This window comes from Clavibacter quasicaliforniensis, from assembly GCF_051201715.1.
Classification (GTDB): domain Bacteria; phylum Actinomycetota; class Actinomycetes; order Actinomycetales; family Microbacteriaceae; genus Clavibacter; species Clavibacter seminis.
In genome coordinates, this window is record NZ_CP139624.1 from 1,977,294 (window position 1) to 2,000,409 (window position 23,116).

The following is a 23,116-nucleotide window of genomic DNA, read 5'->3' on the forward strand; positions in this document are numbered from 1 at the left end:
GGGCGCGGCCCGGGCCCGCTCAGCCGACGCTCTGTCCGCCGTCGGAGCGGATGCGCTGGCCGTTGATCCAGCCGCCCTCCGCCGAGGCGAGGAAGCAGACGAGCGCGGCGGCGTCCCGGGGCTCGGCGAGACGGCCGCGCGGCGTCGTCTCCTGCAGGTGCGCCCGGATCTCGGGCGTGAACCAGCCCGTGTCGATGGGTCCCGGGTCGACGAGGTTCGCCGTGATCCGCACGTCCTCGAGCTCGCGCGCCGCCGCGATGACGATGCGGTCGAGCGCCGCCTTGCTGGCGCCGTAGGGCACGTTGCCCACGACGTGGTCGCTCGTGAGCGCGATGATGCGCCCGGCTCCCGGGACCGCCCGGTAGCGGCGCGCGAAGCCCTGGATCAGCTGCAGCGACGCCCGCACGTTCACGGCGAGGTGCCGCTCGAGGCTCTCGACGCTCGTCTCCAGCAGCGAGCTGTCGACCCCCTCGGCGTGCGAGAGGACGAGCGCCGTGACGGGACCGAGCGCCTGCTCGACGGCCTCGAGGATCCGCTCGGCCGCGTCGGTGTCCATGAGGTCGGCCTCGACCGCGAGCGCGCGCCCGCCGCCGCGCGCGACCGCCTCGGCGACCCGCGCGGGGTCGTCGGGCTGCGGGCCCCACGACATGCGCGCGTCGTAGGCCGACCAGTACGAGAAGGCGACGTCCCATCCGCCGAGCGCGAGGTCCTCCGCGATGGCCGCGCCCAGCCCCGCGACCCGGCCGACGCCCGTGACGAGCGCCACGGGCCGCGGCGTCTCGGGATGCGGCGTCTCGGGATGCGCGGGATCCGTCACGAGCCGATCTCCTGGTACGCCGCGAACAGCAGCGCCTCCTCGGGCCCGTTGAGCACGCTCGCGCGGCCGACGCCGTCGAGCACGATGAACCGCATCATGTCGCCGCGCGCCTTCTTGTCGCGCTTCATGCTCGCGACGAGCGTCGGCCAGCGGCCGACGGGGTAGCTGGTGGGCAGGTCGAGCGAGTCGAGGATCCGCCGGTGCCGGTCGACCGCCTCGTCGGACAGCGAACGGGTGAGGCGAGAGAGCTCCGCCGCGAAGACCATGCCGACCGCGACGGCCGCGCCGTGCCGCCAGCGGTAGCGCTCGGCGTGCTCGATGGCGTGGCCGAGCGTGTGGCCGTAGTTGAGGATCTCGCGGCGGCCCTTCTCGGTGAAGTCCTCCCCCACGACCTCGGCCTTCATCGCGATCGACAGCTCGACGACGCGGCGGAACTCGGGACTCGTGGGATCCGTGACGCGCCCGACGTCGCGTTCGATGATGTCCAGGATCTCCGGCACCGCGATGAACCCGGCCTTCACGATCTCCGCGAAGCCCGTGACGATCTCGTTGCGCGGCAGGGTCGCCAGGAGGTCGAGGTCGACGATCACGGCGGTCGGCGCGTAGAAGGCGCCCACGAGGTTCTTGCCCTCGGACGTGTTGATGCCGGTCTTGCCGCCGACGGCCGCGTCGACCATCGCGAGCACGGTCGTGGGGACCTGGATGAGCATCACGCCGCGCAGCCACGTGGCCGCGACGAACCCGCCGAGGTCGGTGGTGGCGCCGCCGCCGAGCGTGATGACGGCGTCGGAGCGCGTGAAGTCGGTGGTGCCCATGATCTTCCAGCAGAACGCGGCGACCTCGACGCGCTTGGCGCCCTCCGCGTCCGGCACCTCCGCGAGGTACACCTCCACGTCGCCCTGCAGGCGCTCGCGCAGCCGGGACGCCTCCTCGGCGAGGGCGGGCGCGTGCACGATGAGCACCTTGCGCACGCGCGGGCCGAGCAGGGCGCCCACGCCCTGGACGAGGCCGCGTCCCACGGTGACGTCGTAGCCGGGGGTGCCGGAGACGCGGATCACGGTGGGCGCGGCGGGCTCGAGGGCGTCGCTCCCGGCGGCGGTGGGGGTCGGTTCGGTCATGGCTGCCTCTCCCGGGCGAAGCGCTCGATCTCGCGCGCGATGCGCGGGAGCGGGCGATCGGAGGTGTCGATGGTCAGGTCGGCGAGCGAGCGGTACAGCTCCTCGCGGTCGGCGACGATGCGCCGCCAGCTCTCGAGGCCGTCGACGAGCGGGCGGTCGTGGCCGCGGATCCGGGAGCGCACGGCGTGCTCGCTCACGGTGAGCAGCACGACCCGGCAGGCCTCCAGGTCGGCGCGCGTCGCGGGGTCGAGGACCGCTCCCCCGCCGAGCGAGACGACGCCGTCGTCCGCGAGCGCGGCGGCGACCTGGGCTCGCTCGAGCTCGCGGAACCGCGGCTCGCCGTGCTCGCGGAAGATGTCGGCGATGGATCCGTGCGCCTCGACGATCGCGCGGTCCGTGTCGGTGAACGGCAGCCCCAGGGCCTTCGCCACGCGGCGGCCGACCGTGGTCTTGCCCGCGCCGGGGGGGCCGATCAGGACGACCGGCACGCTCAGGCCTCGGGTGCCGCCGGCGGCGCGGCGTCGGCCTCGTCCACGAGGTCGGCGCCGGTGCGGCGGCCCTCGGGGATCGCGTCGAGGTAGCCGCGGAGGTTGCGCAGGGTCTCGCCCACGGAGTCGCCGCCGAACTTCTCCAGCACGGCGTCGGCGAGCGTGAGCGCGACCATGGCCTCGGCGACGACGCCCGCGGCGGGCACCGCGCACACGTCGGAGCGCTGGTGGTTCGCGGGGGCCGCGCCGCCCGTGGCGGTGTCGATGGTGCGGAGGGCGCGCGGCACGGTCGCGATGGGCTTCATGCCGGCGCGGACGCGGAGGACCGTGCCCGTCGACATGCCGCCCTCGGTGCCGCCGGCACGATCCGTGGACCGGCCGATGCCCGCGGCCGTGGAGAAGAGCTCGTCGTGCGCCTCGGATCCTCGACGCGTGGTGGTGAGGAAGCCGTCCCCGACCTCCACGCCCTTGATCGCCTGGATGCCCATGAGCGCGGCCGCGAGCTTGGAGTCGAGGCGGCGGTCCCAGTGCACGTGCGAGCCGAGGCCGGGCGGCAGGTCGTAGGCGAGGACCTCGACCACGCCGCCGACCGTGTCGCCGCTGGACTTCGTGTCGTCGACCTCGGCGACCATCCGGGCGCTGGTCTCGGGGTGGAAGCAGCGCAGCGGATCCGCGTCCAGCGCGTCCACGTCGTCGGGCGTGGGCAGCGGCGCGCCCTCGGGCACGCGGACGGGCCCGATGGCGAGCGTGTGGCTGACCAGCGTGATCCCGAGCTCGGCGAGGAACGCGCGCGCCACGGCGCCGAGGGCCACGCGGGCCGCGGTCTCCCGTGCGCTCGCGCGTTCGAGGACGGGTCGCGCCTCGTCGAAGTCGTACTTCTGCATGCCCACGAGGTCGGCGTGGCCGGGGCGGGGACGCGTGAGGGCCGCGGCGCGCGCACCCTGCAGCTTCTCCGGATCCACCGGCTCGGGGCTCATGATGTCCACCCACTTGGGCCACTCCGTGTTGCCGATGCGCACCGCGATGGGGCTGCCGAGCGTGCGCCCGTGGACCACCCCGGTGGAGAGGCTCAGCTCGTCCTGCTCGAACGCCATGCGCGCGCCGCGGCCGTAGCCGAGCTTGCGACGGGCGAGGTCGGCGCGGATGCCGTCGAGGCTGACGGGCACGCCCGCGGGCAGGCCCTCCAGGACGGCGATGAGTTCGGGGCCGTGGGATTCCCCGGCGGTGAGCCAACGCAGCATGCCCCCATCCTCCCACAGCGGCAGGGACGGACCCGCGGGTCAGGCGCCGATCCGGGGCCTCCCGCAGCGGCAGGGAGCGACCCGCGGGTCAGGCGCCGGTCCAGGGCCTCCGCGGATCGCGGCTGACGCTCGCCAGCATCGCCGCCAGCACGCGCTCCTCGCCGGGCAGCGGCCGTTCCGCGTCTCCGGCGACGAACAGCCGCACCTGGTCGAGCGCCTGGTGGACGAGCATGTCGATCCCCGGCACGACGCGGCCGCCCGCGCGCTCCCACGCCGACGCGATGCCGGTGGGCCACGGCGCGTACGTCACGTCGAGGAGCACCGTCGTCTCGGTCAGGGCGGCGGGCAGCGGCACGGCCGCGGCGGCGTCGCCCGGGAGGGTGCTGACCACGGTGTCGGCGTCGCGGAGCGCGCCCACCGCCGCGTCGAGCGGGGTGGTCAGGAGCGCGAGGCCCAGCTCGTGGGCCAGCGGGGCGAGCTCCCGCCCCTGCTCCGGCCGGCGGGCCGCGACGACGACCTCGCGCGCGCCCGAGCGGGCCAGCGCGACGACGGCCGAGCGCGCCGTGGATCCGGCGCCCAGCACCACGGCCCTCTCCGAGCGCTCGACGCCGGCCGCCTCGAGCGCCCGCACGATGCCCGCGACGTCCGTGTTCGCGCCCCGCCGGACGACGGCCCCCGCAGCGTCGCGCTCGAGCAGCAGCGTGTTGGCCGCGCCCGCCAGCCGGGCCGTGTCGTCGATCAGGTCGAGGAGCGGCAGCACGTCGCGCTTGAGCGGCATCGTGAGCGAGAGGCCGCGCCACTCGGATCCGAGACCCGCGACGAACGCGCCGAGGTCCGCCCCCGTGCACTCCATCGCCTCGTACGTCCAGTCGAGCCCGAGCACCGCGTACGCCGCGGCGTGCAGCCGCGGCGACAGCGAGTGCGCGATGGGGCTGCCGAGGACCGCCAGCCGCACGGCCGGCGTCCGCGCATCAGCCATTGCCCGGGTTGTCCTTCATGAACTGCTGCCACTGCGCGACGGCCCTCTGGTGCTCCTCGTACGTCTGCGAGAAGACGGTGTCGCCCGTGATGGTGTTGACGGTGACGAAGTACAGCCACGGGCCGTCGGCGGGCGCCAGCGCGGCCTTGATCGCGAGGTCGCCCGGGTTGGAGATGGGGCCGATCGGCAGGCCGGGGTGCACGTAGGTGTTCCACGGGTTGTCGTCGGCGCGCTCGGCGTCGGTGGTCGTCACGCGGCCGACCGAGTTCGCGCCGTAGGCGACCGTCGCGTCCGACTGCAGCGGCATGCCGATGGCGATGCGGTTCTGGAACACCCGCGACACCTTGTAGAAGTCCCCCTCGAAGCGGGCCTCCTTCTGGATGAGCGCGGCGAGCGTGAGCACGCGGTGCCGGTCGGCGGGCGCGACGCCGGCCTGGTCGAGCGCCTGGAAGGTGCGGCTCACCATCGCCTTCACCATGTCCGTCGCGGAGGTGCCTGGCGGGAAGTCGTAGGTGGCCGGGAAGAGGTAGCCCTCGATGTTCGGCGCCTCCGCGGGGATGCCGAGCGCGGCGCGATCCGACGCGGCGGCCTCGAGGTCGGCGACGGGCGTGCCCGTGCCCTCCGCGATGAGCTCGAACGCCTGCGCGGCGGTCTGGCCCTCGGGGATGGTGACCTTGGCCTGGCTCTGGCTGGACGGATCCTGCAGCAGCGCGAGCGCGGACGCCGCGCTCATCTGCTTCCGCAGCGTGTACGTGCCCGGCTGGAACACGACCTCGCCGCCGGACGCGACGACGGCCCGGTAGAACGCCTTCGACGTCTTCACGACGTCCTGCGAGGCGAGCGTGTCGCCGATGGTGCTGCCGGTGTCGCCCGTCTTGACGACCACCTGCACCTCCCCGGATCCGTCGCCGTCGTAGTCGGTCGGCTCGGCGGGCGTCATCAGGGCCGACACGACGGGGCCGAACAGCGACGTCGCGATGACGGCCGCACCGCCGAACAGCACGACGAGCAGGAGGACGACGTACGGCCACTTGGGATGGCGGCGCTTCGGCTTCGGGGCGACGGGAGCCGCCGCGGGCGGCGGGGTCCGACGTCCGCCACCCCGCCTCTCGCGGGTGGGCGTGGTGGTGGCTGCGATGCCGGCAGCGGACGCGGACGCGGCGGAGACGTCGCTGGCGGCCGACGCTGCGGAGGTCGACGCGGCGGCGTGCGGGCGCTCCTCGACGGCGGGACGCGGGATGTGAGCGGGGGGCCGGGCTGCCGTCTCCCGCACGGTGGGACGCTCGTCGGCCGCCGCGGACGAGGGCGCGCCGTCCGCAGCGGGAGCGGGAGCCGCTGCCCGCGCCTCTGCCGCCTCGCGCAGGGCACGGAGCTCGCGGCGCGTCATGGGCGCGCCGGTGCCGATGCCCGGTCCCTCGCCGCGCGGTGCCGGAGCGGGAGACGACGGACGTCCGGGTGCCGCCGCCTGCTCGCCGAAGAGGCTCTCGAAGGGGTCGCCGCCTCCGCCCGCGGCCGCCGTGGCGCGTCGGGTGGGATCGTTCTCAGGCGTGTCGGTCAGGATCGACTCGGTTCCTCGGGACGAGAGCACCGGGTGGGGAGCCGGCGGCGCGCTCGGTCTCGAGCGCATGTTGAAGGATTATAACGGCCGCCACCTGGTCGATCACCGGCTTCTGCTTACGGGAGCCTCTGCCCGAGGCGCGCAGGGCGCCCTGCGCGGAGACCGTCGAGAGGCGCTCGTCGACCAGCCGCACGGGGATCTCCGTCGCGTCCGCGAGCCGCCGGGCGAACCCCTCCGCGTCGTCCGTGGACGCCGTGGCGCGGCCGGAGAGCGCGAGCGGGAGGCCCACGAGGAGCTCCGCGCAGTCGATCTCGGCGGCCACCGCGAGGATCCTCCGCACGTCCGCCGAACCGGCCGCGTCGCGCGGCACGGTCTCGACGGGCGTCGCGATCAGCCCGTGCGGATCCGACCGGGCGAGGCCGATGCGGGCCTTGCCCACGTCGACCGCGAGCCGGGATCCGATCCGCATCAGGAGTCGAGCGCCTGGCGCACCGCGGTCAGCGCGTCGCCGATGGCCGAGACGTCGGATCCGCCACCCTGCGCGAGGTCGTCCTTGCCGCCCCCGCCGCCGCCGAGCGCCGCAGCCGCCGCCCGGGCGAGCTGCCCGGCCTTGGCGCCCGCGTCGCGCGCGGCCTGGTTGGTGGCCACGATGACCGTCGGCTTGCCGCCCGCGTCGCCCGCGAGGGCGACCACGACGGGCTCGGATCCCGCGCGCTCGCGCACGAGCGTCACGAGCTGGCGCACCTCGTCGGCCGAGCGGACGCTGCCGAGCGACTCCTGGATGAGCGTCACGGCTCCGACGCGCGATCCCTGTGCGAGGAGCGCCGGCACGCGCTGCTGCAGCGCCTGCGCCTCGAAGTCGGCGATGCGCCGCTCCGCGGTCTTGAGGTTCTGCATGAGGTCGGCGATGCGGTCGGGCAGCTGCTCGCGCGGCGTCTTCAGGCTCGAGGTGAGCTGCGACACGATGGCGCGCTCGACGGCCAGGTCCTGGAACGCCTCGCGGCCGACGAGCGACTCGATGCGGCGGTTCGTGGATCCGACCGACGACTCCCCCACGACGTTGATGAGCCCGATCTGCGCGCTGGAGGACACGTGCGTGCCCGCGCACAGCTCGCGCGACCACGGGCCGCCGATGTCGACCACGCGCACGGTGTCGCCGTACTTCTCGCCGAACAGCGCCATGGCGCCGAGCTGCTTGGCCTCGTCGATGGGCATGACGCGCGTCACGACCTGCAGGTCGTCGCGCACGGCGCCGTTCGCGATGTCCTCGATCTCGCTGCGCGTCTCGGGGCTGAGCGTCTGGTTCCACGCGAAGTCGAGGCGCATGTAGCCGGCCCGGTTGTAGGACCCGGACTGGTGCGCGTCCTGGCCGAGCACCTGGCGGAGCGCGGCGTGGACGAGGTGCGTGCCCGAGTGCGCCTGGGTCGCGCCGCGGCGCCAGTCGGCGTCGACGACCGTCGTGGCGGCGTCGCCGACGCCCACCTCGCCCGAGCGCACCTGCACGCGGTGGCTGATGAGGCCCTTCACGGGCTTCTGCACGTCGAGCACCTCGAGGTCGAAGCCGTTGCCCACGATGCTGCCGGCGTCGGCCTCCTGGCCGCCGGACTCGGCGTAGAGGCTCGTCTCGGGGAGGATGACCTCCGCGATGTCGCCCGCGACCGCGTGGTCGACGCTGTGGCCGCCGACGATGAGCCCGAGGATCGTCGTCCCGGTCTCCAGCTCGTCGTAGCCCGTGAAGCGGGTCTCGCCCGCGGCCCGGAACTCGCTGTAGACGGTGAGGTCGGCCAACGCCGTCTTCTTGCTCTTGGCGTCCGCCTTGGCGCGCGTGCGCTGCTCCAGCATCAGCCGGTCGAACGCCTCGCGGTCGACCGTGAGGCCGTTCTCCTCCGCCATCTCGAGCGTGAGGTCGATGGGGAAGCCGAAGGTGTCGTGCAGGAGGAACGCGGTGTCGCCCGCGATCCGCTCGCCGCCCTTCGCCTTGGTCTCGCCGACCGCGACGTCGAGGATCGTCGTGCCGCCGGAGAGCGTGCGGAGGAAGGTCTCCTCCTCCGCGTACGCCAGGCGCGAGATGCGGTCGAAGTCGTCGGACACCTCGGGGTAGGCGGCCTTCATCGCGTCGCGCGACGCGGGGAACAGCTCGCCGAAGGTCGCGGCGTCCACGCCCATGAGGCGCATCGCGCGCACGGTGCGTCGCATCAGGCGGCGCAGGATGTAGCCGCGCCCCTCGTTCGACGGCCGCACGCCGTCCGACATCAGCATGAGGGAGGAGCGCACGTGGTCGGCGACGATCCGCATGCGCACGTCGTCCTCGTGGTCGGCGCCGTAGCGACGGCCGGACAGCTCGGCCGCGCGGTCGAGCACGGGGCGCACCTGGTCGATCTCGTACATGTTCTCGACGCCCTGCTTGAGGAACGCGACGCGCTCGAGGCCCATGCCGGTGTCGATGTTCCGCTTCGGCAGGTCGCCGAGGATCTCGAAGTCGCTCTTGCCCGTGCCGGCCCCGCGCAGGTACTGCATGAAGACGAGGTTCCAGATCTCCACGTAGCGGTCGTCGTCGGTCGCCGGGCCGCCGTCCGCGCCGTACGCAGGGCCGCGGTCGAAGAAGATCTCCGAGCAGGGGCCCGCGGGGCCGGGCTGGCCGGTGTGCCAGTAGTTCGTGTCGCGGCCGAGGCCCTGGATCCGCTCGTCCGGCAGGCCCGCGATGCGCTTCCACGCCTGCCTGGCCTCGTCGTCCTCGTGGTAGACGGTGACCCAGAGGTCGTCGGGCGAGAACCCGAGGCCGCCGTCGGCCTCGCTCGTCGTGAGCAGCTCCCACGCGTACGCGATGGCCTGCTCCTTGAAGTAGTCGCCGAAGGAGAAGTTGCCGTTCATCTGGAAGAAGGTGCCGTGGCGCGGCGTGCGGCCGACCTCCTCGATGTCGAGCGTGCGGATGCACTTCTGGACGCTCGTCGCGCGCGGGAACGGCGCGGGCACGACGCCCGTGAGGTAGGGCACGAACGGCACCATGCCGGCCACCGTGAACAGCAGGGTCGGGTCGTCGCTCACGAGCGACGCGGACGGCACGACGGTGTGCCCCCGGTCGCCGAAGTACGTCAGCCAGGCGTTGCGGATGTCTGCGGTCTGCATGCGGTCTACTGCTTTCCCAGCTCGGTGATGGTGTCCTCGGCCTCGCCCACGGCGGAGCGCAGCTCGGCCTCGCGGCGCCGGTAGCCGTGCTCGACGGACTCGCCGAAGCGGCGGGCCCGGGCGTCGACGTCCTGGAACAGGCGGTGCCCGGCCGGGGTGCGGTCGACCACGTGGGCGACCGCGAAGCCGATGACGACCCCCACGACGATGAGGACGAGGTTCTTCATGCTGCTCCCCTTCCGGGAGGTGACGCGACGGGCTGGCGGCCTTCGGGGCCGAGGGCGATCCTACCGGCCGGGGTCCGCGCCGCCCGGGCCGGGGTGGCGCGGCCGCGGCCGGATACGACGCGAGGCGGGCCGCCCCGGGATGGGGCGACCCGCCTCGCGGACGGTGGAGCGGGGTGGCTAGCGTGCCGCGTAGTACTCGACGACCAGCTGGACCTCGCAGGTCACGGGGACCTCTGCGCGCTTCGGCAGGCGCACGAGGCGGGCCTGCAGCTTGTCGAGCTCGACCTCGAGGTACGAGGGGAGCTTCGGCAGCACGTCGGCGTGACCGCCGGCGGCCGCGACCTGGAAGGGCTCGGTGCCCTCGGAGCGCGGCTTGACGTGGATCATCTGGCCGGCCTTCACGCGGAAGGAGGGACGGTCGACGATCTTGCCGTCGACCATGATGTGGCGGTGCACGACGAGCTGGCGGGCCTGCGCCGTGGTGCGCGCGAGGCCGGAGCGGACGACGAGCGCGTCGAGGCGCTGCTCGAGGATCTCGACGAGGTTCTCACCGGTCAGGCCCTGCGTCCGACGCGCCTCCTGGAAGGCGATCTTGAGCTGGGCCTCGCGGATGCCGTACTGGGCGCGCAGACGCTGCTTCTCGCGCAGGCGGACGGCGTAGTCGCTGTCCTGCTTGCGCTTGGACCGGCCGTGCTCGCCCGGTGCGTAGGGGCGCTTCTCGAGGTACTTGGCCGCCTTCGGCGTGAGCGGGATGCCCAGCGCGCGGGAGAGGCGGGTCTTGCTGCGGGTGCGTGACTTGGTGGACACGTTTTCCTTCCAGGGAGAAAGTCTCTGACTACGGATGATGCAGGGCGTCCGCGCACACGCATGGGCGCGCGACGATCGATCCCGCTGATGCGGGTCCTGCGGAAGTAGAGGGATTCGCCACGGGTCGTCCGGCTACAGGACGTGTCCCTTGGATCTGGATGTCGACGCAGCCGCACGCGACACCCCATCTAGGCGTCAGCAAGCGTAGCACGCGATCGGCGTGATCCCGGGGATGCGCCGCGCCGGGATCAGCCCCCGCGGACGATGCGGCGCAGCTTCTCGAGCCGGGCCGAGAGGTCCCGCTCGTGCCCGTGCTGCGTGGGCGAGTAGTAGGTGCGTCCGACGAGCTCGTCCGGCAGGTACTGCTGCCTCACGACGCCGATGTCCGCGTCATGGGGATAGCGGTAGCCCTTGCCGTGGCCGAGCCGCTTCGCGCCCGGGTAGTGCGCGTCGCGGAGGTGGAGGGGCACGCGGCCGAATGCTCCCGCGCGCACGTCCGCGATGGCCTGGTCGATCCCGAGGTAGGAGGCGTTCGACTTGGGCGCGGTCGCGAGGTGCACGACCGCCTGCGCCAGCGGGATCCGCCCCTCCGGCATGCCGATGAGCTGCACCGCGTCGGCGGCCGCGACCGCGACCACGAGCGCCTGGGGGTCGGCGAGCCCGATGTCCTCGGAGGCCGAGACGATGATCCGCCGGGCGATGAAGCGCGGGTCCTCCCCCGCCTCGATCATCCGCGCGAGGTAGTGCAGCGCGGCGTCGACGTCGGACCCGCGGATCGACTTGATGAAGGCGCTGATGACGTCGTAGTGCTCGTCGCCGTTGCGGTCGTAGCGCAGCAGGGCCCGGTCGACCGCGAGCGCGACCTGCTCGGTGGAGATGGGGATCGGCGCGGGAGCCTCGGAGGGCTCGGGCTCCAGGCCGTCCTGGTCGTCGTCGTCGTCCTCGTCCTCGTCCTCGGCCGCGGCGCGCGCCTTGCCCGACGCGTCCGCCTGCGCCGACACCGCCGCCGCCTCGAGCGCCGTCAGCGCGCGCCGGGCGTCGCCGGACGCGAGCCGGATGATCATGGCCCGCGCGTCGTCGTCGAGCGCGAACCGGCCGCCGAGGCCACGGTCGTCGGCGACGGCGCGGTCCACGAGCACGCCGAGGTCGTCGTCGTCGAGCTGCTCCAGCGTCAGCAGGAGGCTCCGCGAGAGGAGCGGCGAGATGACGGAGAACGACGGGTTCTCCGTGGTGGCCGCGATGAGGATCACCCACCCGTTCTCCACGCCCGGCAGCAGCGCGTCCTGCTGCGCCTTGGTGAAGCGGTGGATCTCGTCGAGGAAGAGCACGGTCGAGACGCCGAAGAGGTCGCGGTCGCTGAGCGCCTTCTCCATCACCTGCCGCACGTCGCGGACGCCGGCGGTCACGGCCGAGAGCTCGACGAAGCGGCGGCTGGAACCGTGCGCGATGGCCTGGGCGAGCGTCGTCTTGCCCGTCCCGGGCGGGCCCCACAGGATGATCGAGACCGACCCCTGCTCCCCCGCCACGTCCGACGCCAGGCTCACGAGGGGCGAGCCCGGCGTCAGCAGGTGGCGCTGGCCGGTGACCTCGTCGAGGCTGCGGGGACGCATCCGGACGGCCAGGGGCGTCGCCCCCGAACGGAGGCCCGGTCGCGTGTCGGTCATGATCTCGATGGTAGGCGCGACCGGCTATGGTTCCCGTACCGCCGCCTCGGGCGGGACCGACCGTGAGGACGCCGTGGCCCCGAAGAACGACCGCGCAGCCCGCGAGGCGCAGGCCCGACTCCGCCGCTACGCGGCCCGCCAGGAGCTCCACGCGCGCGCCGTCCGACGCCGCCGTCGCGACGACCTGGGCGCGGTCGTGGCGGTGGTCCTCGTCGCCGCGCTCGCGATCGGCGCGCAGCTCGCGTACGAGTCCGGCCCCGGCGCCCCCGCGCCGGCACCCGCCCCCTCGTCATCGCCGTCGTCCCCCGCGACCGCCCCCGCGACGCCGGACGCCACGCCGACGCCCTGAGCCCGGACCGCAGCGCCGACGCGAGGCCCTCATCCACGTGCGCACGGCCGGCACGGCTCGAGGAGCCGGCCGGTCCTCACGGGCCCCTGCGAGCCGCGTCCGATCCGCGGCCACACGAGCGACCGCGACGTGCGCTGGGGCATGATCGAGAGGTCAGCCCGCCGCCGCCCGCGGCGAACCCGCTCGATGCCCGTGCTCTAGGCTGACGTGCACGTCTCCGCACCGGTCCGTCCGGTCCTACGAACAAGGTGGAATCCGTGGCTGACAACGATCAGACCCCCTGGGGCCGCGTCGACGAGACGGGCACCGTCTTCCTGCGCGAGGGCGACGGTGAACGCGCCGTCGGCCAGTACCCCGACGGGACCCCCGAGGAGGCGCTGGCCTACTTCCAGCGCAAGTTCACGGACCTCGCCGGGCAGGTCACGCTGCTCGAGCAGCGCGCCAAGCGCGGCGCTCCCGCCGCCGACGTCTCCAAGGCGGTCGCGCACCTCATCGAGGCCGTGGACGGTGCGAACGCCGTCGGCGACCTCGCCGCGCTCCGCACGCGTCTCGACGTCCTCGCCGCCACCGTCGGCGAGCTCACCGAGAAGCAGGGCGAGGAGCAGCGCCAGGTGGTGCAGGGCGCCATCGCCGAGCGCACCGCCATCGTCGAGGAGACCGAGCGCCTCGCGAGCCAGGACTTCTCGAAGGTCCAGTGGAAGCAGCTGACGGCCGAGGTCGACGCGCTCTTCGGCCGGTGGCAGCAGCACCAGCAGACGGGGCCTCGCCTCCCCAAGAACGACGCCAACGAGCTCTGGAAGCGCTTCCGCACAGCGCGCTCCACGATCGACACCGAGCGCAAGGCGTTCTTCGCCGAGCTCGACAACGCGCACAAGGACGCCCGCTCGAAGAAGCAGGCGATCGTCGAGCAGGCACGCGCCCTCGAGCCGCAGGGCGTCGGCGGCATCCCCGCCTACCGCCGCCTCCTCGACGAGTGGAAGCTGGCCGGACGCGCGGGGAAGCGCTACGACGACGCGTTGTGGGCGCAGTTCAAGGCGGCGGGCGACGTGCTCTACGGCGCCAAGGCCGAGGTCGACGCGGCGGACGACGAGGAGCAGCAGGCCAACCTCCAGGCCAAGCTCGCGCTCCTCGACGAGGCCGAGCCCATCCTCCAGATCACGGAGCGCACGGCCGCTCGTGACAAGCTCACCGCCGTCCAGCTGCGCTGGGACGCGATCGGTCGTGTGCCGCGGGACAGCGTCAAGACCGTCGAGGACCGCCTGCGCAAGGTCGAGACGCACGTGCGCACCCTGGACGAGGAGTTCTGGCGCAAGAACAACCCGGAGACGAAGGCGCGCTCCGAGGGGCTCGCGTCGCAGCTCGGCGCCGCCATCGACAAGCTGCAGCGCGAGCTCGACGCGGCCAAGGCCGACGGCGACGCGCGACGCATCAAGGACGCCGAGGAGGCCCTGGCCGCCCGCCGCGTGTGGCTGGACGCCCTCGGCTCCTAGCCCGACCCCTCCGCAGCGCGGCGACGGCCCGGGATCCTCCACAGGATCCCGGGCCGTCGCCCGTGGCCCCATGCCCGATGGCATGGTGCGCCCATGTCACCCCGACTCGCCCCCGTCCTGTCCGTCCTCGACCTCCCGCTCGCCGAGCTCTGCTCCGCCCGCCTAGACGGCGAGGTGTACGAGGTCGACGCCTGCTACTCCCCCGTCGACGAGCTGGCCTCGCCCTGGCTCCGCGCCGCGGCGCTCGCCGCGCAGGTCCCCTCGCGCCTCATCGCCGAGCGGTCGACGGCGGCCTGGGTGCACGGCGCCGTCCGCACCCCGCCGCGCACGCACGAGTACTGCGTCGACAGCGTCGCGCGCTGCCATCCTCCGGCGTTGCGCAACGTGCGCATCCGCGAGGTCGTGCTCGACGAGCGCGACACGGTCGTGCTGGCCGGCCTCCGCGTCACCACGCCTCTGCGGACGCTGTGCGACATCGCGCGCACGGTCGCCGACTTCTCGCCGGCCCACGAGGCCGCGTGCCTCGGGCTGCTGGCGCTGCCCGGGGTGACGGACGCGGCGGCGCGGGAGCACCTGGCCGCGTCGGGTGCCCTCCCCGACAAGCGACGCGCGCTCGTCCGTCTCGATGCGCTGGCACGCCGCGCGGCATCGTCCGACCTCGCGGAGGGCGAGTCGGCAGCGGATCCCGTCAGCCCCCGTTGACCCGGTACACGTCGTACACGGCGTCGATGCGGCGCACCGCGTTGAGCACGCGGTCCAGGTGCGTCACGTCGCCCATCTCGAACACGAAGCGGCTGATCGCGAGCCGGTTGGACGACGTCGAGACGGACGCCGAGAGGATGTTCACGTGGTGCTCCGACAGCACGCGCGTCACGTCGCTGAGGAGGCCGGAACGGTCGAGCGCCTCGACCTGGATGTGCACCAGGAACAGGCTCTTGGACGACGGCGCCCACTCCACCTCGATCATGCGATCGGGCTCCGCGCGCAGGGAGTCCACGTTGTGGCAGTTGGCCTGGTGGACGGAGACCCCCGCGCCGCGCGTCACGAACCCGATGATCTCGTCCCCGGGCACGGGCGTGCAGCACTTCGCGAGCTTCACGAGGATGTCCGGCGCCCCACGCACGAGGACCCCGGAGTCGCTGTTGCGCGAGACCCGCGAACGCTGCGTGACCGCGAAGACCTCCTCGGCCTCGCCGCCGCTGTCGCCCTGGATCGACGACAGCACCTTCTCGATCACCGACTGGGTCGAGACGTGACCCTCGCCGACGGCGGCGTAGAGCGCCGCGACGTCGTCGTACTTCATGCTCTGCGCCACGTCCGAGAACGCGTCCTGGTTCATGAGCTTCTGCAGCGGGAGGTTCTGCTTGCGCATGGCGCGGGCGATGGCGTCCTTGCCCTGCTCGATCGCCTCCTCGCGGCGCTCCTTGGTGAACCACTGCTTGATCTTGTTGCGCGCCCGAGCGCTCTTCACGAACGCGAGCCAGTCCTTGCTCGGTCCGCTGTCGGGGTTCTTCGACGTGAACACCTCCACCACGTCGCCCGTGGTGAGCGGGTTCTCGAGCGGCACGAGCCGCCCGTTCACCTTGGCGCCCATCGTGCGGTGGCCGACGTCCGTGTGCACGGCGTAGGCGAAGTCCACGGGCGTCCCGCCGGCGGGCAGGCCGATCACCTTGCCGTGCGGGGTGAAGACGTAGACCTCCTTCGCGCCGATCTCGAAGCGCAGCGAGTCGAGGAACTCCCCCGGGTCGGCGGTCTCCGACTGCCAGTCGGAGATGTGCGCGAGCCAGGCGAGGTCGGTGTCCCCCTGCGGCGACACCTCGGGGGTGCGCCCGCCGTTCATGCGCTCCTTGTACTTCCAGTGCGCCGCGACGCCGAACTCGGCGCGCTGGTGCATCTCGTGCGTGCGGATCTGGATCTCGACCGGGCGGCCCTTGGGCCCGATCACCGTCGTGTGCAGCGACTGGTAGAGGTTGAACTTGGGTGTGGCGATGTAGTCCTTGAAGCGCCCGGGCACGGGAGTCCAGCGGGCGTGGATCGCGCCGAGCACGGCGTAGCAGTCGCGCAGCGAGTCGACCAGCACGCGGATCCCGACGAGGTCGTAGATCTCGTCGAACTCGCGGCCGCGCACGACCATCTTCTGGTAGATCGAGTAGTACTGCTTGGGCCGGCCGGCCACCTTGCCGCGGATCTTGGCGGCGCGGAGGTCGTCGTTGACGCTGTCGATCACCTGCTGGACGAACTCCTCGCGCTGCGGCGTGCGCTGCTTGACGAGGTTCTCGATCTCGACGTAGATCTTCGGGTAGAGCACCGCGAACGAGAGGTCCTCGAGCTCCCACTTGATGGTCGATATGCCGAGGCGGTGCGCGAGCGGCGCGTAGATCTCGAGGGTCTCCTTGGCCTTCCTCTCGGCGGACGCGGATTCGACGAACCCCCACGTGCGCGCGTTGTGGAGGCGGTCGGCCAGCTTGACCACGAGGACCCGGATGTCCTTGGACATCGCGACGACCATCTTGCGCACCGTCTCGGCCTGGGCGCTGTCGCCGTACTTCAGCTTGTCGAGCTTGGTCACGCCGTCGACCAGCATGGCGATCTCGTCGCCGAAGTCGTGGCGGAGCATGTCGAGCGTGTAGTCGGTGTCCTCGACCGTGTCGTGGAGGAGGGCGGCCGCGAGGGTCTTGGGGCCGATGCCGAGGTCCGCGAGGATCTGCGCGACCGCGACCGGGTGGGTGATGTACGGCTCGCCACTCTTGCGCTTCTGGCCCTCGTGCGCCCGCTCGGCGACGGCGTAGGCGCGCTCGATCAGGCTCATGTCGGCCTTGGGGTGGTGCAGGCGCGCGGTGCGGATGAGCTGCTCGACGGCACCGGCCGGCTGCGCCCGGGAGAAGAGGCGGGGCACCAGGCGCCGGAGGGAAGCCGTGCTCGAGGTCGTCTCCGTCATCGTTCAGCCTCCCAGGCGTGTGCTGGAGACCAAATTATCACCGCGCCCGAGAGCTCCCGACCACGGGCGGGCGTCCGGCGACGCGCAGAGCGCCTCCATGAGCACCTCACCCGAGGACGCGTGGGGCGGCCGTCCGAGTCGGGCGACGCGGCCGGGCGACGCGACCGGCCGTCAGGCTCAGGCGATGCGGCCGGGCTGCCCGTCGCCGGTGACGACGTCGCCGCCCATCTCGGACCACGCGTGCATGCCGCCCGTGATGTTGGAGGCCGCGAACCCACCGCGCAGCAGAGCCTGCGTCGCGATGGCCGACCGGTGTCCGGAGCGGCAGACGACAGCGATGTGCTGATCGGTCGGGATCTCGCCCACTCGCGCCTCGAGCTCGCCCATCGGGATGTGGTGGGCGACGGCGGAGTGGCCGGCCTCCCACTCGTCGGGCTCGCGCACGTCGAGGAGCCAGGACTCGCCCGTGGTGGTGCGGGCCTTCGCGGTGGCGGCGTCGAGGTCCTCGGGGACGCCCGCGCCCTGCGAGCTCGTCACGACTCCACCGTCACGGCGGCACGCTCGGCCTGGGCGCGGCTCGCGGCCGATCTCGCGAGGGCGTCGCCGCGCTTCACCTTCGGCTCGCCCTCACGGAGGTGCGCGTAGAGCGGAGCCGCGATGAAGATCGTCGAGTAGGTGCCGACGATGATGCCGATGAACAGCGACAGCGCGATGTCGCGCAGGGTGCCGGCGCCGAGCACGACGGCGCCGATGAAGAGGATCGACCCGACGGGGAGGATGGCGACGATCGACGTGTTGATGGACCGCACGAGGGTCTGGTTGACCGCGAGGTTCACCGACTGCGCGAACGTGCGCCGCGACTCCTGCCCGTCCTCCGCCGTGTTCTCCCGGATCTTGTCGAACACCACGACGGTGTCGTAGAGGGAGTAGCCGAGGATCGTGAGGAAGCCGATGACTGCGGCCGGGGTGACCTCGAAGCCCGTGATGCCGTAGATGCCGGCGGTGAGGACGAGGTCGTGCAGCAGCGCGATGATCGCGGCGACGGACATCTTCCAGGTGCGGAAGTAGACCGACATGACGACCGCGGCCAGCGCGAGGAACACCACGAGGCCCCAGAGCGCCTGCCGGGTGATGTCCTGTCCCCAGGACGGCCCGATGAAGGACTCGGTGACGCTGGACGTCTCGACTCCGTAGGCGGTCGCGAGCGCCTGCCGCACGGCGGAGCTGTCCGCGGGCTGCAGCTGGTCGGTCTGGACGCGGACGCCGTCGGACCCGACCGACGACACGCGGGCCGGCACCGGGGTCACGGTGGCGACGGCGTCGCTGGCGATGTCCTGCGACTGCGACTGCACCCCGCTCACCGTGTACTCGGATCCGCCCGTGAACTCGATGCCGAACGTGAAGCCGCCGCGCACGAGCGGCCCCAGGACCGAGATGAGGATGCAGATCGCCGCGATGGAGTACCAGAGACGGCGGCGGCCGACGATGTCGAACGAGCGCTTGCCCGTGTAGAGGTCGTTGCCGAACTCGGAGAAGCCAGCCATCAGTCGTCCCTGCTCGTGTCGTCGGCCCGCGGCGCGTCGATCGTCGCGGTCTTCGTGGATCCGGTCGCCTGACCCTGGGCGGCCTTGCGCTCGGCGATGGTCTGCCGGCGCGCCGCCTCCTTGGCCGCCGCGGCACCGCGTCCGGTGGTGGCCGTGGGGGTGCGGAACGTGGCGCGGCCCCGGTACACCGCGCCGAGCGCCCGCGGGTCGAGCCCGCTCATGCGGTGGCCCTCGGCGAAGAAGCGCCGGTTCGCGAGCAGCTGCAGGATCGGGTGCGTGAAGAGCGAGACGACGATGAGGTCGATGATCGTCGTGAGCCCCAGCGTGAGCGCGAAGCCCTTGACGTTGCCCACGGCGAGGATGAACAGCACCGCCGCCGCGAGGAAGTTCACCGTGTCGGACGCGATGATCGTGCGCAGCGCGCGCTTCCATCCCTGCTCGACCGACGAGACGAGTCCGCGGCCGTCGCGCAGCTCGTCCTTGATGCGTTCGAAGTAGACGATGAACGAGTCGGCTGTGATGCCGATGGCCACGATGAGCCCGGCCACCCCGGCGAGCGACAGCCGGTACCCCTCCCGCCAGCTGAGCAGCGTGATCAGGAGGTAGGTGATCACCGCGGCGATCACGAGCGACGCGATGGTGACCATGCCGAGCGCCCGGTACTGCACGAGCGAGTAGAGCACCACGAGCACGAGGCCGATGAGTCCCGCGATCAGTCCGCTGGTGAGCTGCGAGGATCCGAGCGTCGCCGAGATGACATCCGAGCTCTGCAGCGTGAAGCTGAGCGGCAGGGCGCCGAACTTGAGCTGGTCGGCCAGCGCCTTGGCGCTCTCCTGCGTGAAGTTGCCCGTGATGGAGGGCTTGCCGTTGGTGACGACGCCCTGCGTGACCGGGGCGGAGATGACCTCGTTGTCGAGCACGAACGCGAACTGGTTGCGCGGCGACTCGAGCGTGATGAGGCGGGTGGACATGTCGCCGAACTGCTTCGTGCCGTCGCCGTCGAAGACCAGGTTGACCGACCACGTGCCGGTGCTGACGCCCTGGCTCGACTGCTGGAGGCCGCTCGTCGCGTCGGAGATTGTGCTTCCGTCCACCTCGACCGGGCCGAGGACGTACTTCGCGGCGCCGTCGTCGGAGCAGGCGATGATCGCGCGGTCGGCGGGTGCCGCCTGCCCGTCGTTCTCGGGGGCGGTCGCGCAGTCGTAGGCGGCGAACTCCGCCTGGAGACGCGGCGTGACCCACGAGACGTCGCTCGGGCCCGTGGGCTCGGCCGTGGGCTCGTCGGAGAGGGTGGAGGGATCCGGGGTGGCCTCCGCGGCCGGGGTCTCGGCCGCGGGAGTGGAGCCATCCGCGGGCGCCGACCCATCGGTGGGCGTGGGCGTGGGCGTCGGGGCGACCGACGCCGTGCCCGCCGCGCCGATCAGCACGGGGCGCAGCTCGAGCTTCGCGGAGGACTGCAGGCGCTGCATGGTCGCCGCGTCGGGCTCACCGGGCAGGCTGACGACGATGTTGCTGCCGCCCTGCGTGGTGATCTCCGCCTCGGAGACGCCGCTCGCGTCGACGCGCTGGCGAATGATGGAGACGGCCTGCGCGAGCTGCTCGCTCGTGGGCCCGGAGGAGGCTCCGTCGAGCTGCGGCGCGAGGATGATCTGCGTGCCGCCCTCGAGGTCGAGCGCGAGCTTGGGGCTCCAGGAGCCGTTGCTGAACGCGACGCTCGCGGCGTTGCCGCCGGCCAGGAGGCCGATGATGACCAGCAGCCAGATGAGCTTGCGCCTGGCCTTGCGTACCGGTGTGGGCGACTTGGCCACCTGGACACTCGACTTTCTTCGCGGTGGGCCGGCGGGATCCGCGCGGCGCTCCGGATGGAGGGGTGAGCGGGTCCGGGCGAGGAGACGCCCGGAGGGACGGGCGACCGGTGGCCGCCCGCCCGGAGGATCAGGAGCGCGCGGTGGGGGCGTCGCCGTCGTCGACGCGGCGCGAGACGTCGCTCGTGCCGGTCTCGTCGACCACGTCCGCGGCGGGCGCGTCGTCCGCGAGGGCGGAGGCGTCGTCGGCGACGGTGGGCTCGACCACGCGGGCGATGGTCTGGCGGTGGAGCTTCAGCACCGTGCCGGGCGAGACCTCGAGGTACGCGAGGTTGTTCTCCTCGTCGAAGGAGACGAGCGTGCCGTAGATGCCGGACGCGGTCATGACCTCGGCGCCGGGGACCATCTGCGTCTGCAGCGACGCGAGGTCCTTCTGGCGCTTCCGGCTGTTGCGGAACATGAAGAAGATGAGCAGCGCCAGGACGGCGAACATGATCAAGGTGAACGGGTCCATGCGGGACGGGCCTTTCAGATGCTGGGAGGTGACGGACACGACGAACCGGCGACGTTCCGCGGGAGGCCAGCTTGAATCATAGTTCATCGCCGAAGAGGGCCCCGGCGGCACCTGACGCACCCGATGCGCGGGCGGGAGCGCCCGGCGCCGCGGGGGCCTCGAGGCCGAAGTGCTCCCACGCGGCCGGCGTCGCGACGCGACCCCTCGGCGTCCGCGCCACCAGGCCGATGCGGACGAGGAACGGCTCGACGACCGACTCGATCGTCTCCGCCTCCTCCCCCACCGACACGGCGAGGGTGTTGAGCCCGACGGGCCCGCCGCCGAAGCGCGTGAGGATGCCGCGCATGACGGCGCGGTCGAGCCGGTCGAGGCCGAGCGGATCCACGTCGTAGAGGTCGAGCGCCGCGCGCACGGACTCGAGGCCCGCCTCCGTGCCGTGAACGAGGGCGTAGTCGCGCACCCGCCGGAGCAGGCGGTTCGCGATGCGCGGGGTCCCCCGGCACCGACCGGCGATCTCCGCGACCGCCTCGTGCTCGATCTCCAGGTGCAGCATGCGGGCGGCGCGCTCGATCACCTGCTCGAGCTCGTGCGTCTCGTAGAACTCGAGGTGCGCGGTGAAGCCGAACCGGTCGCGGAGCGGGCTCGGCAGCATCCCCGAGCGCGTCGTCGCGCCCACCAGGGTGAACGGCGACAGCTCAAGCGGGATGGAGGTCGCCCCCGCGCCCTTGCCCACCATGATGTCGATGCGGTAGTCCTCCATCGCCAGGTACAGCATCTCCTCGGCCGAGCGGGCCATGCGGTGGATCTCGTCGACGAACAGGATCTCGCCCGGCACCAGCGCGGACAGCACGGCCGCGAGGTCGCCCGCGTGCTGGATGGCGGGGCCGCTCGTGAGCCGCAGGGGCCGGCGGCTCTCCTCCGCGACGATCATGGCGAGCGTCGTCTTGCCGAGCCCGGGCGGGCCCGCGAGCAGGATGTGGTCGGGCGAGCGGTTCTGCATGGCCGCGGCCGTGAGCAGCAGCTCCAGCTGGCCGCGCACCTTGACCTGGCCGACGAACTCCGAGAGCGATCGCGGGCGGAGCGCGCCCTCGAACGCCAGCTCGGCGTCGGACTCCGGGACGGGGCTGGACGCGTCGCCGTGCTCGAGGCCGCTCACCGGTCGGCCGCCTGACCGGTCGGGGTCGCGCCCGCGGGCTGCTGCGGCCCGAGCATGCCGAGCGCGACGCGCAGCAGGCGGGGCATGTCGGCGGGCGCGCCCTGCTCGGCAGCCGCGGCCGCGGCGTCGTCGACCGCGGTGCGAGCCACGCGCTCGGACCAGCCGAGGCCGATGAGGGCGGTGACGACGTCGGCGGTGACCGTCGAGGCGGCGGACCCGGTCGAGCGGCTGCGCGGCTGCGTGACGAACAGCTTCCCCGCGAGCTGCAGCACGATGAGCTTGGCGGTCTTCGGTCCGATGCCCGACACGCGGCGGAAGGCGGCGTCGTCCTCCGCGGCGACGGCCTGGGCCATGGCCTCCGGATCCAGGTGCTCGAGCACGGCGAGGGCCGACTTGGGGCCGACGCCCGTGACGCCGCAGAGCAGCTCGAAGGCCCGCAGCTCGTCCGGCCCGGGGAAGCCGAAGAGGGTGAGCGAGTCCTCGCGCACGACCAGCGACGTGAGCACGGTGGCCTCGGATCCATGCCGCAGCTCGAGCGCGTGCCGAGGCGTCACCGAGACGCCGTAGCCCACCCCGTGCACCTCCAGCAGGAGGGTCTGACCGGAGACGGACAGCACGGTGCCGCGGAGGGAGGAGATCACGTCCCAACCCTACGAGCTAGCGCCGACCCCGCTGCGCACGCTCGGCCGCGAGCCACGCGGTCTGCGCCGCGGTCGGTCCTGCGCTCGACGCCGCGTCCGGGCCGGTCGCCCGTGGCGTCGGCGCCGGCGTCCCGGCGATGCCGGCGCGGGACATGCCCGCGCGCCAGCCGGCGCAGATCGCGAGGGCCAGGGCGTCGGACGCGTCGGCGGGGGTCGGCAGCGCGTCGAGGCCGAGGATCCGCGCCACCATCGTCGCCACCTGCCTCTTGTCGGCCTGCCCGTACCCGGTGACGGCGGCCTTGACCTCGCTCGGCGTGTGGAGGGCGACGTCGAGACCGCGCCGCGCCGCGCCCACGAGGGCCACGCCCGTGATCTGCGCCACTCCCATCACGGTCGAGAGGTTGTCCTGCGCGAACACGCGCTCGATGGCGACGACGGACGGCCGGTGCCGGTCGACGAGCTCCTCGATGCCGTCGCCGACCGCGAGCAGCCGGTGGTGCAGCTCGGCCGTCGGGCTGGTGCGGACGACCTGCACGTCGACGAGCCGGGCGGAGCGGTCGGGGTAGACGTCGACAACGCCGACGCCGCAGCGCGTCAGCCCGGGGTCGATCCCGAGGATCCGCACGGACGGGCCGCTGCCACCCGCGCCGCTCC

General features: G+C 72.9%; 22 protein-coding genes. 3 read left to right on the forward strand and 19 right to left on the reverse strand.

Going from position 1 to position 23,116, the window contains the following annotated elements; all coding sequences use genetic code 11:
* Positions 1–19: 19 nt before the first annotated feature.
* The 11 genes from NL142_RS09440 to NL142_RS09490 all read right to left on the reverse strand — a co-directional run bounded on the left by NL142_RS09440 (position 20) and on the right by NL142_RS09490 (position 12,025).
* The gene (locus NL142_RS09440; protein WP_435079038.1) at positions 20–817 is read right to left on the reverse strand and encodes an SDR family oxidoreductase; all 798 of its coding nucleotides are present in this window, start codon (positions 815–817) and stop codon (positions 20–22) included.
* On the reverse strand, positions 814–1,935 hold the full coding sequence (gene aroB, locus NL142_RS09445) for a 3-dehydroquinate synthase (RefSeq protein WP_435079040.1): 1,122 nt from the start codon (positions 1,933–1,935) through the stop codon (positions 814–816). The genes NL142_RS09440 and aroB overlap by 4 nt, the downstream gene beginning before the upstream one ends.
* Positions 1,932–2,423 (reverse strand): shikimate kinase, encoded by a 492-nt coding sequence (locus tag NL142_RS09450; RefSeq protein WP_435079042.1) that lies wholly within the window; start codon positions 2,421–2,423, stop codon positions 1,932–1,934. The genes aroB and NL142_RS09450 overlap by 4 nt, the downstream gene beginning before the upstream one ends.
* Before the next feature lie 2 nt (positions 2,424–2,425).
* On the reverse strand, positions 2,426–3,664 hold the full coding sequence (gene aroC, locus NL142_RS09455) for a chorismate synthase (protein ID WP_435079044.1): 1,239 nt from the start codon (positions 3,662–3,664) through the stop codon (positions 2,426–2,428).
* Between the two features lie 88 nt (positions 3,665–3,752).
* Positions 3,753–4,643, reverse strand: coding sequence for a shikimate dehydrogenase (locus tag NL142_RS09460; RefSeq protein WP_435079046.1), 891 nt, complete (start codon positions 4,641–4,643; stop codon positions 3,753–3,755).
* Entirely contained in the window at positions 4,636–6,030 is a 1,395-nt protein-coding gene (gene mltG / locus NL142_RS09465; RefSeq protein ID WP_435081591.1) for an endolytic transglycosylase MltG, read from the reverse strand. Before mltG ends, NL142_RS09460 begins: the two co-directional genes overlap by 8 nt.
* 154 nt (positions 6,031–6,184) lie before the next feature.
* The gene (ruvX, locus tag NL142_RS09470) at positions 6,185–6,670 is read right to left on the reverse strand and encodes a Holliday junction resolvase RuvX (protein ID WP_194682427.1); all 486 of its coding nucleotides are present in this window, start codon (positions 6,668–6,670) and stop codon (positions 6,185–6,187) included.
* Entirely contained in the window at positions 6,670–9,327 is a 2,658-nt protein-coding gene (alaS, locus tag NL142_RS09475; protein ID WP_435079048.1) for an alanine--tRNA ligase, read from the reverse strand. The genes ruvX and alaS overlap by 1 nt, the downstream gene beginning before the upstream one ends.
* Positions 9,328–9,332: 5 nt before the next feature.
* Entirely contained in the window at positions 9,333–9,554 is a 222-nt protein-coding gene (locus tag NL142_RS09480; RefSeq protein WP_012038491.1) for a hypothetical protein, read from the reverse strand.
* A gap of 177 nt (positions 9,555–9,731) precedes the next feature.
* A complete protein-coding gene (gene rpsD, locus NL142_RS09485; protein ID WP_012038492.1) occupies positions 9,732–10,361 on the reverse strand; it encodes a 30S ribosomal protein S4 in 630 nt (209 codons plus the stop codon).
* Positions 10,362–10,609: 248 nt separating this feature from the next.
* The gene (locus NL142_RS09490) at positions 10,610–12,025 is read right to left on the reverse strand and encodes a replication-associated recombination protein A (RefSeq protein WP_435079050.1); all 1,416 of its coding nucleotides are present in this window, start codon (positions 12,023–12,025) and stop codon (positions 10,610–10,612) included.
* Positions 12,026–12,098: 73 nt separating this feature from the next.
* Here NL142_RS09490 and NL142_RS09495 point away from each other — a divergent pair, with 73 nt between their 5' ends.
* From NL142_RS09495 to NL142_RS09505, 3 genes are all read left to right on the forward strand, one after another.
* Complete coding sequence (locus tag NL142_RS09495; RefSeq protein ID WP_435079053.1) at positions 12,099–12,374, forward strand: dioxygenase; 276 nt, start codon at positions 12,099–12,101, stop codon at positions 12,372–12,374.
* A 257-nt stretch (positions 12,375–12,631) separates the two neighbouring features.
* A complete protein-coding gene (locus NL142_RS09500) occupies positions 12,632–13,864 on the forward strand; it encodes a DUF349 domain-containing protein (RefSeq protein WP_435079055.1) in 1,233 nt (410 codons plus the stop codon).
* 93 nt (positions 13,865–13,957) lie between these two features.
* The gene (locus tag NL142_RS09505; protein ID WP_435079057.1) at positions 13,958–14,566 is read left to right on the forward strand and encodes a type IV toxin-antitoxin system AbiEi family antitoxin; all 609 of its coding nucleotides are present in this window, start codon (positions 13,958–13,960) and stop codon (positions 14,564–14,566) included.
* On the opposite strand, the gene NL142_RS09510 is transcribed toward NL142_RS09505, so the two are convergent.
* The 8 genes from NL142_RS09510 to ruvC form a co-directional block, all read right to left on the reverse strand.
* Positions 14,553–16,802, reverse strand: a complete 2,250-nt coding sequence (locus NL142_RS09510) for a RelA/SpoT family protein (RefSeq protein WP_104234818.1) — start codon at positions 16,800–16,802, stop codon at positions 14,553–14,555. The genes NL142_RS09505 and NL142_RS09510 overlap by 14 nt on opposite strands.
* Before the next feature lie 177 nt (positions 16,803–16,979).
* Positions 16,980–17,339 carry a rhodanese-like domain-containing protein gene (locus tag NL142_RS09515; protein ID WP_435079059.1) on the reverse strand — a complete coding sequence of 120 codons (360 nt, stop codon included), beginning with the start codon at positions 17,337–17,339 and terminating at the stop codon, positions 16,980–16,982.
* Positions 17,336–18,346, reverse strand: a complete 1,011-nt coding sequence (gene secF / locus NL142_RS09520; RefSeq protein WP_012038498.1) for a protein translocase subunit SecF — start codon at positions 18,344–18,346, stop codon at positions 17,336–17,338. The genes NL142_RS09515 and secF overlap by 4 nt, the downstream gene beginning before the upstream one ends.
* A complete protein-coding gene (gene secD / locus NL142_RS09525) occupies positions 18,346–20,154 on the reverse strand; it encodes a protein translocase subunit SecD (RefSeq protein WP_435079062.1) in 1,809 nt (602 codons plus the stop codon). The genes secF and secD overlap by 1 nt, the downstream gene beginning before the upstream one ends.
* 127 nt (positions 20,155–20,281) lie before the next feature.
* Entirely contained in the window at positions 20,282–20,665 is a 384-nt protein-coding gene (yajC, locus tag NL142_RS09530; protein WP_234424493.1) for a preprotein translocase subunit YajC, read from the reverse strand.
* Between the two features lie 76 nt (positions 20,666–20,741).
* Positions 20,742–21,821 carry a Holliday junction branch migration DNA helicase RuvB gene (gene ruvB, locus NL142_RS09535; RefSeq protein WP_435079064.1) on the reverse strand — a complete coding sequence of 360 codons (1,080 nt, stop codon included), beginning with the start codon at positions 21,819–21,821 and terminating at the stop codon, positions 20,742–20,744.
* A complete protein-coding gene (gene ruvA, locus NL142_RS09540) occupies positions 21,818–22,462 on the reverse strand; it encodes a Holliday junction branch migration protein RuvA (protein WP_104234824.1) in 645 nt (214 codons plus the stop codon). Before ruvA ends, ruvB begins: the two co-directional genes overlap by 4 nt.
* Before the next feature lie 16 nt (positions 22,463–22,478).
* On the reverse strand, positions 22,479–23,087 hold the full coding sequence (gene ruvC / locus NL142_RS09545; protein ID WP_435079067.1) for a crossover junction endodeoxyribonuclease RuvC: 609 nt from the start codon (positions 23,085–23,087) through the stop codon (positions 22,479–22,481).
* Positions 23,088–23,116 lie beyond the last annotated feature (29 nt).

Bases quoted from the DNA above. Each gene is read 5' to 3' on its own strand.
- aroB (WP_435079040.1), bottom strand. From the start codon at position 1,935: ATGACCGAACCGACCCCCACCGCCGCCGGGAGCGACGCCCTCGAGCCC.
- aroC (WP_435079044.1), bottom strand. From the start codon at position 3,664: ATGCTGCGTTGGCTCACCGCCGGGGAATCCCACGGCCCCGAACTCATC.
- NL142_RS09460 (WP_435079046.1), bottom strand. From the start codon at position 4,643: ATGGCTGATGCGCGGACGCCGGCCGTGCGGCTGGCGGTCCTCGGCAGC.
- mltG (WP_435081591.1), bottom strand. From the start codon at position 6,030: ATGACGCGCCGCGAGCTCCGTGCCCTGCGCGAGGCGGCAGAGGCGCGG.
- ruvX (WP_194682427.1), bottom strand. From the start codon at position 6,670: ATGCGGATCGGATCCCGGCTCGCGGTCGACGTGGGCAAGGCCCGCATC.
- alaS (WP_435079048.1), bottom strand. From the start codon at position 9,327: ATGCAGACCGCAGACATCCGCAACGCCTGGCTGACGTACTTCGGCGAC.
- NL142_RS09480 (WP_012038491.1), bottom strand. From the start codon at position 9,554: ATGAAGAACCTCGTCCTCATCGTCGTGGGGGTCGTCATCGGCTTCGCG.
- NL142_RS09490 (WP_435079050.1), bottom strand. From the start codon at position 12,025: ATGACCGACACGCGACCGGGCCTCCGTTCGGGGGCGACGCCCCTGGCC.
- NL142_RS09505 (WP_435079057.1), top strand. From the start codon at position 13,958: ATGTCACCCCGACTCGCCCCCGTCCTGTCCGTCCTCGACCTCCCGCTC.
- NL142_RS09510 (WP_104234818.1), bottom strand. From the start codon at position 16,802: ATGACGGAGACGACCTCGAGCACGGCTTCCCTCCGGCGCCTGGTGCCC.
- secF (WP_012038498.1), bottom strand. From the start codon at position 18,346: ATGGCTGGCTTCTCCGAGTTCGGCAACGACCTCTACACGGGCAAGCGC.
- yajC (WP_234424493.1), bottom strand. From the start codon at position 20,665: ATGGACCCGTTCACCTTGATCATGTTCGCCGTCCTGGCGCTGCTCATC.